The sequence below is a fragment of the Rhodanobacter sp. Root627 genome (assembly GCF_001427835.1).
Classification (GTDB): domain Bacteria; phylum Pseudomonadota; class Gammaproteobacteria; order Xanthomonadales; family Rhodanobacteraceae; genus Rhodanobacter; species Rhodanobacter ginsenosidimutans.
Genome location: NZ_LMGW01000002.1, coordinates 737,211 through 753,465, shown reverse-complemented (window position 1 = coordinate 753,465; position 16,255 = coordinate 737,211). Strand labels below are relative to the sequence as shown.

16 protein-coding genes are annotated in these 16,255 nt (G+C 65.5%); 9 read left to right on the top strand and 7 right to left on the bottom strand.

Annotation, left to right across the window (positions count from 1 at the left end; translation table 11 throughout):
- The 3 genes from ctaD (at window position 1) to ASD68_RS10640 (ending at window position 2,791) form a co-directional block, all read left to right on the top strand.
- A complete protein-coding gene (ctaD, locus tag ASD68_RS10645) occupies window positions 1-1,617 on the top strand; it encodes a cytochrome c oxidase subunit I (RefSeq protein ID WP_056082757.1) in 1,617 nt (538 codons plus the stop codon).
- Window positions 1,618-1,673: 56 nt separating this feature from the next.
- A complete protein-coding gene (locus ASD68_RS17390; RefSeq protein ID WP_255357426.1) occupies window positions 1,674-1,796 on the top strand; it encodes a hypothetical protein in 123 nt (40 codons plus the stop codon).
- Window positions 1,797-1,903: 107 nt separating this feature from the next.
- The gene (locus tag ASD68_RS10640) at window positions 1,904-2,791 is read left to right on the top strand and encodes a cytochrome c oxidase subunit 3 (RefSeq protein WP_056606515.1); all 888 of its coding nucleotides are present in this window, start codon (window positions 1,904-1,906) and stop codon (window positions 2,789-2,791) included.
- Window positions 2,792-2,955: 164 nt separating this feature from the next.
- On the opposite strand, the gene ASD68_RS10635 is transcribed toward ASD68_RS10640, so the two are convergent.
- On the bottom strand, window positions 2,956-3,171 hold the full coding sequence (locus ASD68_RS10635; RefSeq protein WP_082520216.1) for a twin transmembrane helix small protein: 216 nt from the start codon (window positions 3,169-3,171) through the stop codon (window positions 2,956-2,958).
- Between the two features lie 59 nt (window positions 3,172-3,230).
- On the opposite strand from ASD68_RS10635, the gene ASD68_RS10630 reads away from it, so the two are divergent.
- From ASD68_RS10630 to cyoE, 4 genes are all read left to right on the top strand, one after another.
- Window positions 3,231-3,959, top strand: coding sequence for an SURF1 family protein (locus ASD68_RS10630; protein ID WP_056606512.1), 729 nt, complete (start codon window positions 3,231-3,233; stop codon window positions 3,957-3,959).
- 12 nt (window positions 3,960-3,971) lie between these two features.
- Window positions 3,972-4,556 carry a hypothetical protein gene (locus ASD68_RS10625; protein ID WP_056082749.1) on the top strand — a complete coding sequence of 195 codons (585 nt, stop codon included), beginning with the start codon at window positions 3,972-3,974 and terminating at the stop codon, window positions 4,554-4,556.
- Window positions 4,556-5,731, top strand: a complete 1,176-nt coding sequence (locus ASD68_RS10620; protein ID WP_056606509.1) for a COX15/CtaA family protein — start codon at window positions 4,556-4,558, stop codon at window positions 5,729-5,731. The genes ASD68_RS10625 and ASD68_RS10620 overlap by 1 nt, the downstream gene beginning before the upstream one ends.
- Before the next feature lie 69 nt (window positions 5,732-5,800).
- Window positions 5,801-6,706 (top strand): heme o synthase, encoded by a 906-nt coding sequence (gene cyoE / locus ASD68_RS10615; RefSeq protein ID WP_200945368.1) that lies wholly within the window; start codon window positions 5,801-5,803, stop codon window positions 6,704-6,706.
- A 19-nt stretch (window positions 6,707-6,725) separates the two neighbouring features.
- Here the strand turns inward: cyoE and ASD68_RS10610 are convergent, their stop codons facing one another.
- Window positions 6,726-8,324 (bottom strand): sulfotransferase, encoded by a 1,599-nt coding sequence (locus tag ASD68_RS10610; RefSeq protein WP_082546035.1) that lies wholly within the window; start codon window positions 8,322-8,324, stop codon window positions 6,726-6,728.
- 399 nt (window positions 8,325-8,723) lie between these two features.
- On the opposite strand from ASD68_RS10610, the gene ASD68_RS16860 reads away from it, so the two are divergent.
- Together ASD68_RS16860 and mgtA are read left to right on the top strand one after the other, a co-directional pair.
- The gene (locus tag ASD68_RS16860; protein ID WP_156458380.1) at window positions 8,724-8,921 is read left to right on the top strand and encodes a hypothetical protein; all 198 of its coding nucleotides are present in this window, start codon (window positions 8,724-8,726) and stop codon (window positions 8,919-8,921) included.
- A gap of 140 nt (window positions 8,922-9,061) precedes the next feature.
- Window positions 9,062-11,689: a magnesium-translocating P-type ATPase gene (gene mgtA / locus ASD68_RS10605; protein ID WP_056606507.1), complete on the top strand. Its 2,628-nt coding sequence runs from the start codon at window positions 9,062-9,064 to the stop codon at window positions 11,687-11,689.
- Window positions 11,690-11,783: 94 nt separating this feature from the next.
- On the opposite strand, the gene ASD68_RS10600 is transcribed toward mgtA, so the two are convergent.
- From ASD68_RS10600 to ASD68_RS10585, 5 genes are all read right to left on the bottom strand, one after another.
- Complete coding sequence (locus tag ASD68_RS10600) at window positions 11,784-12,779, bottom strand: bile acid:sodium symporter family protein (protein ID WP_056082737.1); 996 nt, start codon at window positions 12,777-12,779, stop codon at window positions 11,784-11,786.
- A gap of 48 nt (window positions 12,780-12,827) precedes the next feature.
- A complete protein-coding gene (locus tag ASD68_RS10595; protein ID WP_056082736.1) occupies window positions 12,828-13,448 on the bottom strand; it encodes a DedA family protein in 621 nt (206 codons plus the stop codon).
- A gap of 127 nt (window positions 13,449-13,575) precedes the next feature.
- Complete coding sequence (dnaG, locus tag ASD68_RS10590) at window positions 13,576-15,321, bottom strand: DNA primase (protein ID WP_056606504.1); 1,746 nt, start codon at window positions 15,319-15,321, stop codon at window positions 13,576-13,578.
- 143 nt (window positions 15,322-15,464) lie between these two features.
- A complete protein-coding gene (locus tag ASD68_RS16630) occupies window positions 15,465-15,635 on the bottom strand; it encodes a DUF1328 domain-containing protein (RefSeq protein ID WP_007081641.1) in 171 nt (56 codons plus the stop codon).
- Window positions 15,636-15,739: 104 nt separating this feature from the next.
- The gene (locus ASD68_RS10585) at window positions 15,740-16,186 is read right to left on the bottom strand and encodes a GatB/YqeY domain-containing protein (RefSeq protein ID WP_056082730.1); all 447 of its coding nucleotides are present in this window, start codon (window positions 16,184-16,186) and stop codon (window positions 15,740-15,742) included.
- Between the last annotated feature and the right edge of the window lie 69 nt (window positions 16,187-16,255).

Sequence of the window (16,255 nt, the reverse complement as noted above, 5' to 3'; positions counted from 1 at the left end):
ATGTCCTACGCAGCCACCCATGATCAGCACGACGATCACCACGGCGCGCCGAAAAGTTTCTTCCAGCGCTGGTGCATGTCCACCAACCACAAGGACATCGGCACGCTGTATCTGGTTTTCGCGCTGACGATGTTCTTCATCGGCGGCTCGTTCGCCATGGGCATCCGTGCCGAGTTGTTCAAGCCCGGCTTGCAGCTGATGCAGCCGTACTTCTTCAACGAGCTGACCACCATGCATGCGCTGGTGATGATCTTCGGCGCGATCATGCCGGCCTTCGTGGGCCTGGGTAACTGGATGATCCCGTTGATGGTCGGCGCGCCGGACATGGCGCTGCCGCGCATGAACAACCTGTCGTTCTGGATCCTGCCGTTCGCCTTCATCCTGATGCTGTCCACCCTGTTCCTGCCCGGCGGTGGCCCGGCCGGTGGCTGGACGATGTACCCGCCGCTGTCGCTGCAGAGCAACTCGCTGGCGTATGTGGTGTTCGCGATCCACCTGATGGGCATCAGCTCGATCATGGGCGCGATCAACATCATCGCCACCATCCTCAACATGCGCGCGCCCGGCATGGACCTGATGAAGATGCCGGTGTTCGTGTGGAGCTGGCTGATCACCGCGTTCCTGCTGATCGCCGTGATGCCGGCACTGGCCGGCGCGGTGACGATGCTGCTCACCGACAAGTACTTCGGCACCAACTTCTTCAATCCGGGCGGCGGCGGCGACCCCGTCCTGTATCAACACATTTTCTGGTTCTTCGGCCACCCCGAGGTCTACATCATGATCCTGCCCGCGTTCGGGATCATCTCGGAAATCGTGCCGACCTTCGCCCGCAAGCCCATCTTCGGCTACAAGGCGATGGTGTTCGCGATCGCCTGCATCGCGTTCCTGTCGTTCATCGTGTGGGCGCACCACATGTTCGCGGTGGGCCTGCCGCTGGGCGCCGAAATCTTCTTCATGTACGCCACCATGCTGATCTCGGTGCCGACCGGTGTGAAGGTGTTCAACTGGGTCGCCACCATGTGGGGCGGTTCGATGACGTTCGAGACGCCGATGCTGTTCTCGATCGCCTTCATCATCCTGTTCACCATCGGCGGCTTCTCCGGCCTGATGATGGCGCTGGTGCCGGCCGACTTCCAATATCACGACACCTACTTCATCGTGGCGCACTTCCACTACGTGCTGGTGACCGGTGCGCTGTTCGCGATCATCGCCGCCGCGTATTACTGGATGCCGAAGTGGACCGGCAACATGTACAGCGAGTTCTGGGGCAAGGTGCATTTCTGGAACAGCGTGATCTGGGTGAACGTGCTGTTCTTCCCGCAGCACTTTCTGGGCCTGGCCGGCATGCCGCGCCGCATCCCCGACTACAACGTGGCGTTCGCCAACTTCAACATGATCAGCTCGATCGGCGGTTTCCTGTTCGGCGCCTCGCAGTTGATCTTCATCGGCGTGCTGATCCATTGCGTGTTCTTCTCGAAGAAGAAGGCCACCGACCGCGTGTGGGAAGGTGCCAAGGGGCTGGAGTGGACCGTGCCGTCGCCGGCGCCGTATCACACCTTCGAGTTGCCGCCGGTGGTTCGTGACGAAGAACTGGCCCACGGCCACGTGAACGACTGATTCTTCCCGCACCCTTGCGCCTTCGTGGCTGCAAGGGTGCAAAGAGAGCCGAGGACATGAGCGAGCATCAACAAGACGACGAAAGCCGCAAGGGTGTGAATCGCACCGTGAAGATACTTCTCGTCATCGTGCTGGTGTTCTTCGCGCTGTCGTTCGTGCAGATCCTGCTGATGAAGTAGCGGTTGCCACATCTTTCCTTTCAACCGGTCGGTTACTGACCGGCATGCAGTTCCCCGGGCGGCACGACGGGGCAAAAGTCATCAAGAGAAATCCACGGGGTCTCACCATGGGTCAGCAGCACGACGCGTATTTCGTTCCGACCAAGAGCTACTGGCCGATCGTGGCCGCAGTAGTCATGTTCATCACCGTGTTCGGTGCCGCGCACTGGTTGAACGCCGGCCCCGGCGAAGCCGGCTTCGGCAAGGGTGTGCTGACGATCGGCGTGATCGGCATCATCGGCATGTTCTTCGGCTGGTTCCGCTCGGTGATCAACGAATCGCTGGCTGGCAGCTACAACGCTCAGGTGGACACCTCGTTCCGCATGGGCATGATGTGGTTCATCTTTTCCGAAGTGATGTTCTTCGGCGCCTTCTTCGGTGCCCTGTTCTACGTCCGCATGTACTCGCTGCCGTGGCTCGGTGGCCATGGCCACGGTGTACTGACCCACCAGTTCCTCTGGAGCGATTACGTCGCCTCCTGGGGCGCCAATGGTGGCGGCGGCCCGGAGCAGGTCGGTGGCGCGTTCCGCACCGTGCCGGCGTGGGGCCTGCCGCTGCTCAATACGATGCTGCTGCTCACCTCCAGCGTCACCGTGACGATCGCCCATCACGCGCTGCGCGCGGGGCAACGCGGCAAGATCCTGCTGTTCCTGGGCCTCACTGTTCTGCTCGGCGCCACGTTCCTGTATTTCCAGGCGCACGAGTACATGGAGGCCTACAACGAGCTGAACCTCACCCTGCGCAGCGGCGTCTACGGTGCCACCTTCTTCATGCTGACCGGTTTCCACGGCCTGCACGTGACGCTGGGCACGATCATGCTTCTGGTGATCTGGTTCCGCGTGTTGAAAGGTCATTTCAACAAGGATCACCACTTCGGTTTCGAGGCGGTGGCGTGGTACTGGCACTTCGTCGACGTGGTCTGGCTGTGCCTGTTCCTGTTCGTCTACATCCTCTGAACGACAGATCCGCCGCATGAAAAAACCCGCCATGTCGGCGGGTTTTTTTTGGCCGGTGATCCGGCGCGTTCTGCAAGGGGCGGTTCGTGCGTGTGGGGTGGGTGCGTTGCGAAAGCGTGCGCGAATGTCGCGTGCGGCGCGCGGGCGCCGCGGGGGCAGTACAATCAGCCGCCGACGGCGTGCGGTTGCAGCCATCCCATCCAGATGCCGAACGCGACCATGCCGATCAACACGATCGACAGGCCGATGCGCCGGGTCAGCGCCCACACCGTGCGCTTGTCGTCGTCCTTGTCGGTCATCATGAAGTACAGCGCCTGGCCGAGGCTGAAAATCACCACCAGCAGCATCACCACCAGCGCATATTTGTAGATGGTTTCCACGTGATTGATCCGAAGGAATTCGACATCGCCAGTATAACCACCGACGGCAGGCGTTCCGCATGATGCGGCTGCGTCGTCCGCCCTGGTGGGCGCTGCTGCTTGCCGTGGCCGGAGCGGCGCTGTTCGTGTATCTGGGCGTCTGGCAGCTGCATCGGGCCGACTACAAGGAAGCGCTTCTGCGGCGCTATGCCACATCCGTTTCGGCCGCGCCGCAGGACTTTGCCGGCGTCGCGGTGCGGCCGCCGACGGACAGCTTTCCGCGCGTTCGCGCTCGCGGCCGCTATCTGCTCGATCGCATCTATCTGCTGGACAACCCGCACCACGATCATCGCGGTGGCGTCGAGGTGTTCGTACCGTTTGCGGTCGAGGGTGAAACCAGTTTGCTGCTGGTCGACGCGGGCTTCCTGCACCCCGGCGCCAACGGCGCCACGCCAACGCTGCCAGCCTTGCCGAAAGAGGAAACCACGCTGCAGGGGTTGTACGTGCCGCCGCCGCCGGTTGGTTTCGAGATGGGCGGCAACGCGCTGGCGCGGCAGACGCACTGGCCGAAGGAAAGCATTTTTCTCGACCCGACCGAGCTCGCCGCCGATCTGGGTCGCCCGCTGTTTCCACGCGTGCTGGCGCTGGATGCAGACCCCGCTTCCGGCTACATCCGCCAGCATTCGCTTGAACTTTCGATGACGCCCGCGCGCCATCGCGCCTATGCGTTCCAGTGGTTCTCGTTTGCGCTGGCGGCGGTGGCGATCCTGCTGGTGTTGAATCGCGACAAGCGCCGCCGCTCCCCTTGAAGATGCCTGACCATGAATGAAACCCGCTCCCCTTCGTCGCCCCATTCGCGCAAGCGAAGCCGACTGTATCTGGTGCTGATCGCGCTGGTGTTTGCCGCGCCCATGCTAGTGGCCGGCTTGCTGACCCTGGCGGGGTGGCAGCCCGGCACCAAGGGCAACGGCGAGCCCATCGTGCCGCAGCGGAATTTCGTGGCGGAGAAGCTCGACGTGCAACTGGCGGATGGCCATCCGTATGCCTGGCGCGACAGCAAGCCGCGGATGACCCTGGTGGCGCTGCCGGGGCCTGATTGCGCAGCGCAGTGTTTCGACCTGCTCACCGGCCTGGCCAAGGCGCGGGTGATGCTCAACCGCAACCAGGGACGTCTGCGCCTGCTCTATCTCGGTGCGCCGCCGGCCGACCCGCAACGCCGCGAGGCGATGCAGCCGTTCTGGCTGCTGGGCAACGACGTGGGCGACAAGCTGGCCAAGTTCCGCCCGTCCGCGCCGGACAGCCTCAGCGTGGTGCTGGTGGAATCCAACGGCACCGCGCTGTCGTATTACCCCGCCGGCTTCGATGGCCCCGGGTTGGCGCGTGATCTGCAGAAGGTGGTCAAGTGATGTCGCTGCGAATGAAGGGATGGTTGCGCTGGCTGGCGGCCTTTGCGGCCCTGTTCGCGTTCGGGCTGGTGATGTTCGGCGCCTTCGTGCGGCTGTCCAACGCTGGCCTGTCGTGCCCGGATTGGCCGACCTGTTATGGCCAGGTCACCTGGCCGCAGCACGCGCAGGCGGTGGCGCATGCCGACGCCAGTTTCCCGGATCGTCCCTACGAGGCGCACAAGGCCTGGCGTGAGCAGGTGCACCGCTTTCTTGCCGGCACGCTCGGCGTGATGGTGCTCGTGCTGGCCTTGCTGGCCAGCTGGCGCCGTCGCCGCGCGCTGGCGGCGGTGGTTACCGGCGCCGCATTCGCGGCCGTCGGCGTGGGCATGTACATGCAGGGCGAACACCTGTGGTCGTCCGCGTTGGCCGCCTGTGCCATCGCGCTGCCGCTGTTTGCGTCGCTGGGCCTGCATCGGCCGGGCGCGTGGAAGATCAGCGTGTTCGCGCTGGCGGTGATCATCTTCCAGGCCATGTTGGGCATGTGGACGGTGACCCTGCTGCTGAAGCCGGTGGTGGTGACCAGCCACCTGCTCGGCGGCATGACCACGTTCGGCCTGCTGGCCTGGGCGGCGCTGCGCTTTGCCGGCGTGGGCGCGGCGGACAATGGCCTGGCCAGCCTGCGCAAGCTGGTGGTGATCGGCGTGGTGTTGCTGGCCTGCCAGATCGCGCTGGGCGGCTGGACCTCGGCGAATTACGCGGCGCTGGCCTGCGGCTACGGCCCGGGCTCGTTCCCCGAATGCCTTGGCCAATGGATGCCGGCGACGGATTTCAAGCAGGGCTTCATCCTGTGGCGCGGCATTGGCGTCAATTACGAGGGCGGCGTGCTGGATCTGCCGGCGCGCAGCGCGATCCAGCTGGTGCACCGCTTGGGGGCGCTGGTGGTGTTCTGCTATCTGGCATGGCTGTCGTTCAAGGCGTCGCGGCAGGGCCTGCGCGGGTTTGGCATCGCCATCGCGGTGACCCTGGTCTGCCAGGTGCTGCTGGGCATCAGCAACGTGCATTTCGGCCTGCCGTTGCCCGTGGCCACTGCGCACAACGGCATGGCGGCGCTGTTGCTGTTCGCCTTGCTGGCCACGCTGGCGCGCACCCAGCGCCGGGCTGCGGTCGCCGCGGACGAACCGGTGCGTGGGGATTGAACTGCCACACGCCATGCCGCCGGCATCGTCAGGCATTACACTAGGCAGTCGCCCGTTGCCGAGTTGCCCGTGAAGCTGTCCTTATCCCAATACCTGCAACTGACCAAGCCGCGCATCGTGGCGCTGCTGGTGTTCTGCGCGGTGATCGGCATGTTCCTGGCCGTGCCCGGCATGCCGCCATGGCGTGCGCTGGTGTTCGGCACGCTGGGCATCTGGCTGGCGTCATCGTCGGCGGCGGCATTCAACCAGCTGATCGACCAGCGCATCGACAAGGTGATGGTGCGCACCGCGAACCGGCCGCTGGCCACTGGCAACCTCAACCCGCGTCAGGTGTTCGTCTTCGCGATGGCGCTGGGCATCGCCTCGATGGTGGTGCTGGTGCTGCTGGTCAACACGCTGACTGCGGTGCTGACCTTCGCGGGCCTGATCGGCTATGCGGTGATCTACACCGCGTTTCTCAAGCGCGCGACGCCGCAGAACATCGTGATCGGCGGGCTGGCCGGCGCGATTCCGCCCGTGCTGGGCTGGACCGCCGTCACCGGTTCGCTGCACCCGTATGCGTTGCAGCTGTGCCTGATCATCTTCGTGTGGACGCCGCCCCATTTCTGGGCGCTGGCGATCTTCCGCCGCGACGATTACTCGCGCGCCCAGGTGCCGATGCTGCCGGTGACGCATGGCGTGGTCTACACGCGCTGGCACATCCTGTTCTACACCGTGCTGCTGGTGCTGGTGACCCTGCTGCCGGCGCTGACCGGCATGAGCGGGCTGATCTACCTGGGCGGCGCGGCCGTGCTTGGCGGGGCCTTCCTGTATTACGCGGTGCGCCTGCTGAACCCGCCCGACGAGCGCTTCGCGATGAAGGTGTTCAGTTATTCGATCGTCTACCTGATGGCGCTGTTCGCGTTCCTGCTGGCCGACCACTGGCTGGTGGAGCCGATCCTGCAGCAGGGGCAGATGCTGCAGCAGACGGTCTGATCGACCGCCGGGTTCAAGGCTAGCGGTCGCAATCGATCCCTGCATCGCTCAGCAGGGTACGCAAGTCCTTCAGTTGGTCCTCGTACTTCGTCCAGCGCCTCACGGCGTCGCGATGCATGGGCGCGCGCACCTGCACCGAGCTGGCCGTGGTGGACGGCGCCTGGTTGCGTTCGAAGTGCAGGCAGGCGTCGTTCCATGGCAGGTCGCAATGCTCCAGCAGCTGGCGTGTGCTGGCCTCTTGCGTGGCCACCAGGGTTTCGTAATCCACTTCCAGGATGCGACCGGGCAGGACCCTTTTCCAATGCGCCATCAGGCGGTCGAACAATACGTAATAGCGGCCGGTGTCGAGCAGGTCGAACGAGTAGCCATGCAGCGGCGACGTCTCCGAGAACGGCTCGCGGAAATTGCTGAGGCAGCTGTCCAGAGGATTGCGCCGCAGGCAGATGATGCGGGCGTTCGGCAAGGCGTTGGCGATGAAGCCGGCATAGAGAAAATTGTGCGGCAGCTTGTCGATGAAACGCGGTTTCAGGCTGGTCGCCGGGCGCGTGCTGGCGATGTAGACCTCGCCCAGGGTTTCCCACGAAATACTGCCGGCGCGACGGATCACATCCGGGCTCAGCATCACCGGTGAGTTGGCGCCAGAGAGGCGTTCCAGCGCGACGCCAAAGTTCTCCAGTTCGCCGGCGGCGTAGACCTCCGGATGGCTGCAGAGGATGCGCTCTACCAGCGTGGTGCCGCTGCGCGGCATGCCCATCACGAAGATGGGCTCGGCCAACGGGTGGCCCGCCGGTTGCGGTCGTGGTTCGGGAAACGCGCGGATCAAGGCGTCCACGATGGCCTGGTCGCGATCGACCGTGTAGCCGGTGGCCGCTTTGACCGCGGACTTGCCTATCACCAGGTGATCGAAGGCTTTCGCGAAATCGCCGAGATCCTCGTACTCCTTGCTGAGCGCCACGTGCGTATGCATCGAGGCCACCGGCTCATCGCCGACTTCCGCGGCCAGCGCGAGCAGTCTGTCGATGTGGTTGTGGGCCGGGGTCTGGCGGCGGATGCGCGAAAGCGTGGCGTGGGCGTGCCAGTGCCCCGGTGCCAGCGCCAGGCAAGCCTCCAGCTCAGCCTCGGCCTGGGCAACCTCGCCGGAAAAGATCAATGACGTGGCGAAGCTGAAGCGGTATGCGGGGTTGTTCGGCGCCAGCGTGGCTGCCTGGCGAAACGCCGCGGCGGCCCGCTCGTGAGCGTGGCATTGCGTATACGTGGTGCCGAGGCTGTGGAGCAACAGGGGATCGTCGGGCGCCAGTCCAAGCGCGATGTTGGCTACCTGCAAGGCATCACCGGTGCGGTGCGCCGCCGCCAACGCGCGGGCGAAGTGCACGGCGTACGCCGCGTGCCGGGGCACGGCGCTGGCCGCGCGGTGCAGATGATCCAGCGCTTCTGGCAAGCGCCGCAGCGCCAGCGCGGCCTTGCCTGCGATGTAGCGTGCTTCCGGCTGGTCGACATCCATCTGCAGCGCCTGCAATGCAAGCTCCCTCGCTTTGCCCGGGCCTCCCTGCAGGAGGGCGGCGTGGGCCTCGGCAAGCAACTTCGCGGCCTGCGGCTTGGGTGGGGCGGGTGGGGTCATGGGCTTCCAGATGAGACGTGTCGTTCGGCAGCGACCGTGGATTCCACAGCCGCCCAAACTGCGCCATGAGGAATGAACCGGTAGCGGCGCATCTTAGCAAACGGGTTCATGGCGGCGATCGACGGTCGCCGCGAAATGGATTGACAGCCGCGCAATGCAGCACAACAATGCGCGCGCCCTCCGGCGCGCCCGCGCCGGCGAGTATCCAGTCCTGACTGATCAAGGCCTATGGACGTCTACCCTAGTCGCACCGTCGACATCCGCTTGCTTCGGGTGCCGGCGTCGCATTTCACATTGAACGCCTGCAGCGATCGCCTGCGGACGGTTGGTGCTTTCCGCTAGGGAAGTCCGGCCCTCCCCCTGACGACGCCGCTGGCGCCGTTACGAGGAGATGGGCCCATGAAGCTCATACGTGAATTCTGCCGCCGGCGCCTCGCCGGCCGGCCCTGGTTGACCGTTGGCGCCGACCGGCGCGAGCGTGGCTTTGTGGTGACCGTGCCGCCGCCGCTGGCCGCGCCGGTGGCCGATGGCGTGCATGCCGCCGAGCCGGTGACGCCACCTGCGACTGGCCCGTCTTTCGCGCCACTCAGCCACTGACGGGCGACTGCCCGGCAGACGGGCCTTGACCGCTGCGCGATATCACGGCTTTTTCCGTTTTTTCATCGAATGGACGTCCATACGTCCATTCGTGATGACGCGTGGCGACTGCGACCTCACCGCATCCAAAGCAGTATCCGATGAACAACTTCACGATCCAGCGACCGGAAAAGAAGGGGGCGCGGGCAGGCGCCGCGGCGGAGGCGTTTCGTCCCGTCGATGCGTTGCTGCGGGCGTTGGAGACCACGCACGGCGGCCTCGACGAGGCGCAGATCAGGGCGCGACTGCATCGTGACGGGCCAAACGAGGTGGCGCACGAGAAGCCGCCGCACTGGGCGCGGCAGCTGCTGCGTGCGTTCAAGAACCCCTTCATTGTGGTGCTGCTGGTGCTGGCCGGGGTGCAGCTGTTCACCGATCGCACGGACCTGACCGGGCCGGCGATCATCGCGGTGATGGTGGCGATCAGCGTGGCGCTGAGCTTCAGCCAGGAATACCGTTCGTCGCGCGCGGCGGACAGCCTTAAGGCGATGGTGCGCAACACCGCCAGCCTGACCCGGCGCGCGTCCGACGGCCACAGCGAGATGATCGAGGTGCCGGTGGCCGAGCTGGTGGCGGGCGACATCGTGCACCTGGGCGCGGGGGACATGGTGCCCGCGGACGTGCGCCTGCTCAGCGCCAAGGATCTGTTCATCAGCCAGGCGATCCTCACCGGCGAATCGCTGCCGGTGGAAAAATCCTCACCTGTCACTGCCGCCGAAGCGCAGGCGGATGGCGATCCGCTGGAGTTGCCCACGATCTGCTACATGGGCACCAACGTGGTGAGCGGCACCGCGGTGGCGGTGGTGCTTGCCACTGGCCCGCGCACGTATCTGGGGTCGCTGTCGCACAGCATGACCGGCCAGCGCGTGCAGACCAGTTTCGATCGCGGCGTGAGCGGGGTCAGCTGGCTACTGATCCGCTTCATGGCGGTGATGGTGCCGGTGGTTTTCCTGATCAACGGGTTGGACAAGCACAGCTGGACCGAGGCCTTCCTGTTCGCGTTGTCGATCGCGGTGGGCCTGACCCCGGAGATGCTGCCGCTGGTCGTCACCGCCAACCTGGCCCGCGGCGCGATGGCGATGTCGCGGCGCAAGGTGGTGGTGAAGCGGCTCAACGCGATCCAGAACTTCGGCGCGATGGACGTGTTGTGCACGGACAAGACCGGCACGCTCACGCTCGATCGCATCGTGCTGGAGCGCCACCTCGACCTGGATGGCGAGGCCTCCGGTGAGGCACTGGAGTACGGCTATCTCAACAGCCGCTTCCAGACCGGCCTGCGCAACCTGATGGACAAGGCGGTGCTGGAACACCGCGAGCTGGAAACGGCGGCGGCACGCTTTCGGGTGATCGACGAGATCCCGTTCGACTTCCAGCGCCGGCGCATGTCGGTGGTGGTGGCCGAAGGCGATGGCGATCATTTGTTGATCTGCAAGGGCGCGGTCGAGGAGATGCTGGCGATCTGCGATTTCGCCCGGACCGGCGACGCGATCGAGCCGATGACCGATGCCCGTCGCCGCGCCATCAAGGCCATGACCCACCGCCTCAACGAGGACGGCTTGCGCGTGCTGGTGGTGGCCATGCAGCGCCAGAGCGCGCGCGGGCAGCCCTACAGCGTGGCCGACGAAAGCGGCCTGATTGCCGTCGGTTGCCTGGCGTTTCTCGATCCACCGAAGGATTCGGCCGCCACCGCGATCCGCGCGCTGCATCAGCACGGCGTCGCGGTGAAGGTGATCACCGGCGACAACGAGGCGGTGACGCGCAAGATCTGCCGCGAGGTGGGGCTGGATGTCCGCCACTCGATGCAGGGCAGCGAGATCGAGGCGCTCGATGACCCGGCGCTGGATGCGCAGGTGGCGCGCGTCACCGTGTTCGCCAAGATGTCGCCGCTGCAGAAGTCGCGGGTGGTGCGCTCGCTGCAGCGGCTGGGGCACACGGTGGGTTTTCTCGGCGACGGCATCAACGACGCGCCGGCGCTGCACGATGCCGACGTGGGCATCTCGGTGGATACCGCCACCGACATCGCCAAGGAGTCGGCCGACATCATCCTGCTGGAAAAAAACCTGATGGTGCTGGAGGAGGGCGTGCTGGAAGGGCGCGTCACCTTCGGCAACATCATGAAGTACATCAAGATGACCGCCAGCTCCAATTTCGGCAACGTCTTCAGCGTGCTGGTGGCCAGCGCGTTCCTGCCGTTCCTGCCGATGCTGCCGTTGCAGATCCTGGTGCAGAACCTGCTCTACGACATCTCGCAACTGTCGATCCCGTTCGACCGCATGGATGAGGATTACCTGGCCGTGCCGCGCCAGTGGGATGCCGGCGACATCGGTCGGTTCATGGTGTGGGTGGGGCCGGTCAGCTCGATATTCGACATCACCACGTTCTGGCTGATGTGGCATTACTTCGGCGCAAACTCACCGGCGCAGCAGTCGCTGTTCCAGTCCGGCTGGTTCATCGAGGGCCTGCTGTCGCAAACCCTGATCGTGCACATGATTCGCACCCGTCGCATCCCGTTCCTGCAAAGCACGGCTGCGGCGCCGGTGCTGGGCCTGACCATCGCGATCATCATCGCCGGCATGCTGATTCCGTTCAGCGCGCTGGGCGCGAAGATCGGCATGGTGCCACTGCCGCCGATCTACTTCGCGTGGCTGGCGCTCACCCTGGCGAGTTACTGCGTGCTCACCCAGTTGGTGAAGGTGATCTACATCCGCCGCTATGGCCGGTGGCTGTAGTGGCTTCTTGTGTGGGAGCGGCTTCAGCTGCGATGCCTTTCCCTTGGGGCTCCAGAGCAGGAGCATCGCGACTGAAGTCGCTCCCACAACACCTTCAAGTGGCTTGGTCTTCGGAATTCGGGTGATCACCACGCATCGCGTACCGCCGCGCCACCACCGCGCACACCATCAACTGCAGCTGGTGGAAGATCATCAACGGCAGCACCAGTGCGCCGAGGCCGCCGAGCTGGCCGGCGAACAGGATCTTGGCCATCGGGATGCCGCTGGCCATGCTTTTCTTGGAGCCGCAGAACACGATGGCGATCTCGTCCTTGCGCGAGAAGCCCAGCCGTCGCGCGGCCCAGGTCACGGTGGTCATCACCAGCGCCAGCAGCAGCGCGCTCAGCGCCAGCGTGGAAACCAGCGCGCCGACCGGCGTGTCATGCCACAGACCCTGCACCACGGCGGCGCTGAACGCGGTGTACACCACCAGCAGGATCGTGCTCTGGTCGGTGAGGCGCAGCAGCGGCTTGTGCCGGTCCACGAACGTGCCGATCCAGCGCCGTGCGACATGGCCCAGCACGAACGGCAGCAACAGCTGCAGCACGATATCCAGCACGCCGTGCCATGAGATGCCGCCGCCATGGCTGGCCAGCAACAAGCCCACCAGCAGTGGCGTCAGCACGATGCCGATCAGGTTGGACACCGAGGCGCTGACCACCGCTGCCGGTACATTGCCGCCGGCGATCGAGGTGAAGGCAATCGACGACTGCACGGTGGATGGCAGCGCGCAGACAAACAGCACGCCAAGATAAAGCTGTGGCGTCAGCAGCGCCTGGCCCAGTGGTTGCAAAGCCAGTCCCAGCAGCGGAAACAGCACGAAGGTGCTGGCGAACACGGTCAGGTGCAATCGCCAGTGGGTCACGCCCTGCACGATCGCCTGACGCGGCAGCTTGGCGCCATGCAGGAAAAACAGCAGCGCGATCGCGCCGTCGGTGATGAGGTCGAATACCCGTGCCGTCTCGCCGCGACAGGGCAGCAGCGAGGCCAGCACCACCGTGGCCAGCAGGGCCAGGGTGAAGTTGTCCGGGAGCAGGCGTCGCAGCGACATGGGATCAGTACCCGGTCGAGCGGCAACGCGGCCTGCGGCGGGTGGCGATCAAGGCAGGTTGCAGCGCGCGCGGCAGCGATGGCGCCACCACAACACCAGCAGCGTCACCAGCAGGATGCCCAGCACCACCCACAGGCTGGTCTGGCCGCGGTGCATCCACTTCACCAGCCACTCGTGGTTGTTGGCGCCGATGTAGCCGAGGTAAACCCAGAACGGCACGCTGATCAGTGCCGCCAGCGTGTCGATCAGCAGAAAGCGCCAGAACGACACCCGGTGCGTGGTGCCGGCGGTGATGTACACGGTGGTGCGCATGCCGGGCAGGAAGCGCGCGAAAAACAGCATGCGGTTGCCATAGCGGTCGAATTTTTCCTGCACCTGTGCATAGCGCGTCGGCGTCAGCACGCGCGCCACCAGGCGCCATTTCAGCATGCGCGCGCCATAGTGATGACCCAGCAGAAAGATCGCCGCGTCGCCCAGCAGCACGCCGAACATCGTCAGCGCGAACATCACATGCACGTTGGCGTAGCCCAGCCCGGCGATCACGCCACCGGCCACCAGGGTGATGTCCTCCGGCAACGGCAGGCCCGCACCGCAGATCATCAGCGCGATGAACACGGCAACGTAGCCGTTCTCGGCAAACACCGTAATCAGTTGTTGCAGAAGATCCATCGATATCCTTGCGCGCCACGCGCGACATGCATCGCGGGCCGGCATGATCCCACAGTCGGTCGGCGGGGGAGGGGAGGCGAGGCACGATGACGCGGTGCGTATACCCGGATGCGGCTGTGCAGCACCGTCATGTCGACGCCACGGGTGGACGCGCGCGAGCAGCCAGCAATTCGCGCAGCTCGGCCTTTTCGGCGCTGTCCAGCGCACCGCTGCGGCTCTTGTCCAGCAGGCTGTCGCGGCGCTGGGTGGTGGCCTGGTCGTCCATGCGCGCCAGCGCGTCGAAGAATTCCATCGCCTGCGCTTCCGGCTCGCCCACCGACAGCGTGGCCATCAGTTTCTTCAGCGCGGCATATTCGGGCCGCTCGGCGAAATGCTCCACCAGCATCGCCGAGTTGATCCCCGGCCGTGCCCGCGCCATGTCCAGCAACTCGGCCAGCAGGCCCACGCCGGGCTTGTCCAGGCGCAGGAAGCGGTAGGGTTTCTCGACCCGGTCGGCCAGCGTCGGCTGGGCCAGCAGCAGCGAGATGGCGCTGCGCACAAGGCTGCGCTGCACCGTGGTGGGCTGGTGCGCGGCGCGATGGAGCGCGCTGGCGGGGAGGTTGGCGCCCACGCCGCTGCGCTTCTCCAATTCCTGCACCATCAAGTCGCGGAACGCACCATCGGGCAGCCTGCCGATCAGCGGGCGCGCCCGTTCGGCCAGCCGCGCGCGGCCGTCGAGGCTGCCCATGTCCACGTCGTGTGACAGCTCGCTGAAGAAATAATCGGACAGCGGCATCGCTTCCTTGATGCGCTTCTCGAAGCCGTCCTTGCCTTCCTTGCGCACCAGCGAATCGGGGTCCTCGCCATCGGGCAGGAACAGGAAATACGCCTGGCGGCCATCGCGCAGCCGCGGCAGCGCGGCCTCCAGCGCCTTCCACGCGGCGGCGCGGCCGGCGCGGTCGCCATCGAAGCAGAACACCACGTCGGGCGCCGCGCGGAACAGGATCTCGGTGTGGTCGGGCGTGGTCGCGGTGCCCAGCGTGGCCACCGCGATCGGCAGGCCGGCCTGGTGCAGGGCGATCACGTCCATGTAGCCCTCGACCACCACGATGCGCGCCAGGCTCTGGTTGGCCTGCTTTACCTGCCACAGGGCGAACAGTTCGCGCCCCTTGTGGAACAGCGGCGTCTCGGGCGAATTGAGGTATTTCGGCGGCGCCTGGCCCGACGCCGGCGCGGCCTGCACCACGCGGCCGCCAAACGCGATCACGCGGCCGCGGCGATCCAGGATCGGAAACATCAGCCGCTCGCGGAAGCGGTCGTACTTGCCGCGATCACCGCTGGCCAGCATGCCCGCCTGATCGAGCAGGTCGCGTCGACGGGTGCTGTTGCCCAGCGCCTTCATCACGCCGTCGTAGCCGGAGGGCGCCCAGCCGATGCGAAAACGCTTGATGGTGTCGGGGTCCAGGCCGCGTTTCTTGCAATACGCCTGGGCGTCGGCGTGGCGTGGCAGTTCACGCTCGTACCAGCTGGCCGCGTCCTCAAGCAAGCTGTAGAGATCGGTCTTGTCCTCGCGCGGTGCGGCGTCGCGGCCCGCTTCGCGCGGCACCGTCATGCCTGCCGTCTGCGCCAATTCCTCCACCGCATCGGGGAATTCCAGGCGGTCGAAGTCCATGATGAACTTGATCGCGCTGCCGCTGACGCCGCAGCCGAAACAGTGGAAGAACTGCTTGGCGGGGCTGACGTAGAACGACGGCGTGCGCTCGTCGTGGAAAGGGCAGCAGGCGGTCCATTCGCGACCGGCCTTCTTCAGCGGCACCCGCCGCTCGACCACGTCGACGATGTCGACGCGGGCAAGCAGTTCATCGATGAAGCTGTCGGGGATCAGGCCGCGCATAAGCGGCCTAGTTTAGTCGGTTGCCGCCGGTGTAGCGCGGATCCTGCCAGTGGGAGCGACTTCAGTCGCGATGCTCTTGTTCTGGAGCTCCAAAGCAGAAGCATCGCGACTGAAGTCGCTCCCACAGCCAAGGCAGGGCATGGTCAGAGGATGTGGAATACGCCGATGACCGCCAGTATCGCCAGCAGGAACAGGATCACGAAACAGGCGAACAGGATCTTGGCGATCGTGGCGGTGGCGCCGGAGACGCCGCCAAAACCCAGCCAGCCGGTGATCAGCGACACGATGGCGAAAATGATGGCCCACTTCAGCATGCGTTTCTCCCACCCATGAGGTCTCGCGCGGCGGTATGCCGGCAGATGCCGTCATGTTTTAGCGGGATCGGCGTGAATGCGGCGCATCGGCGCGCCGCGGCGGGTCAGGGTGCCAGGCGTGCCTTGATCTTGCCGGAGACGACGGCCATGTCGGCGCGGCCGGCGGCCTTGTCCTTCACCGCGGCCACCACCTTGCCCATGTCGCGCGGCGAGCTGGCGCCGGTTTCGGCGATGGCGGCGTCGATCAGCGTGTCGATCTCCGCCTCGCTCAGCTTGGCCGGCAGATAGGCCTCGATCACCACCATCTCGGCGCGCTCGATCGCGGCCAGGTCGTCGCGGTTGGCTGCATCGAACTGGCTGACCGAATCGCGGCGCTGCTTCAGCATCTTTTCCAGCGTGGCCAGCACCATGGCGTCGGTCTGTTCCACGCGCTCATCCACTTCGTGCTGCTTGATCGCGGCCAGCATCAACCGGATCACCCCCAGCCGGTGCTTGTCGCCGCCGCGCATGGCGGTTTTCATGTCGTCGGTAAGCTGTTGCTTGAGCGTCATGGCGAAAGCCTCGTGGGGTAGGGCGAAAAATCGATTTTACGGAAACGGCAAAGCCGGCGTTGCCCCGAG

Excerpts from the sequence above, each read along its gene's own strand:
- ctaD (WP_056082757.1), top strand. The coding sequence starts at position 1 with ATGTCCTACGCAGCCACCCATGATCAGCACGACGATCACCACGGCGCG.
- ASD68_RS17390 (WP_255357426.1), top strand. The coding sequence starts at position 1,674 with ATGAGCGAGCATCAACAAGACGACGAAAGCCGCAAGGGTGTGAATCGC.
- ASD68_RS10640 (WP_056606515.1), top strand. The coding sequence starts at position 1,904 with ATGGGTCAGCAGCACGACGCGTATTTCGTTCCGACCAAGAGCTACTGG.
- ASD68_RS10630 (WP_056606512.1), top strand. The coding sequence starts at position 3,231 with ATGATGCGGCTGCGTCGTCCGCCCTGGTGGGCGCTGCTGCTTGCCGTG.
- ASD68_RS10625 (WP_056082749.1), top strand. The coding sequence starts at position 3,972 with ATGAATGAAACCCGCTCCCCTTCGTCGCCCCATTCGCGCAAGCGAAGC.
- ASD68_RS10620 (WP_056606509.1), top strand. The coding sequence starts at position 4,556 with ATGTCGCTGCGAATGAAGGGATGGTTGCGCTGGCTGGCGGCCTTTGCG.
- ASD68_RS10610 (WP_082546035.1), bottom strand. The coding sequence starts at position 8,324 with ATGACCCCACCCGCCCCACCCAAGCCGCAGGCCGCGAAGTTGCTTGCC.
- ASD68_RS16860 (WP_156458380.1), top strand. The coding sequence starts at position 8,724 with ATGAAGCTCATACGTGAATTCTGCCGCCGGCGCCTCGCCGGCCGGCCC.
- mgtA (WP_056606507.1), top strand. The coding sequence starts at position 9,062 with ATGAACAACTTCACGATCCAGCGACCGGAAAAGAAGGGGGCGCGGGCA.
- ASD68_RS10600 (WP_056082737.1), bottom strand. The coding sequence starts at position 12,779 with ATGTCGCTGCGACGCCTGCTCCCGGACAACTTCACCCTGGCCCTGCTG.
- ASD68_RS10595 (WP_056082736.1), bottom strand. The coding sequence starts at position 13,448 with ATGGATCTTCTGCAACAACTGATTACGGTGTTTGCCGAGAACGGCTAC.
- dnaG (WP_056606504.1), bottom strand. The coding sequence starts at position 15,321 with ATGCGCGGCCTGATCCCCGACAGCTTCATCGATGAACTGCTTGCCCGC.
- ASD68_RS16630 (WP_007081641.1), bottom strand. The coding sequence starts at position 15,635 with ATGCTGAAGTGGGCCATCATTTTCGCCATCGTGTCGCTGATCACCGGC.
- ASD68_RS10585 (WP_056082730.1), bottom strand. The coding sequence starts at position 16,186 with ATGACGCTCAAGCAACAGCTTACCGACGACATGAAAACCGCCATGCGC.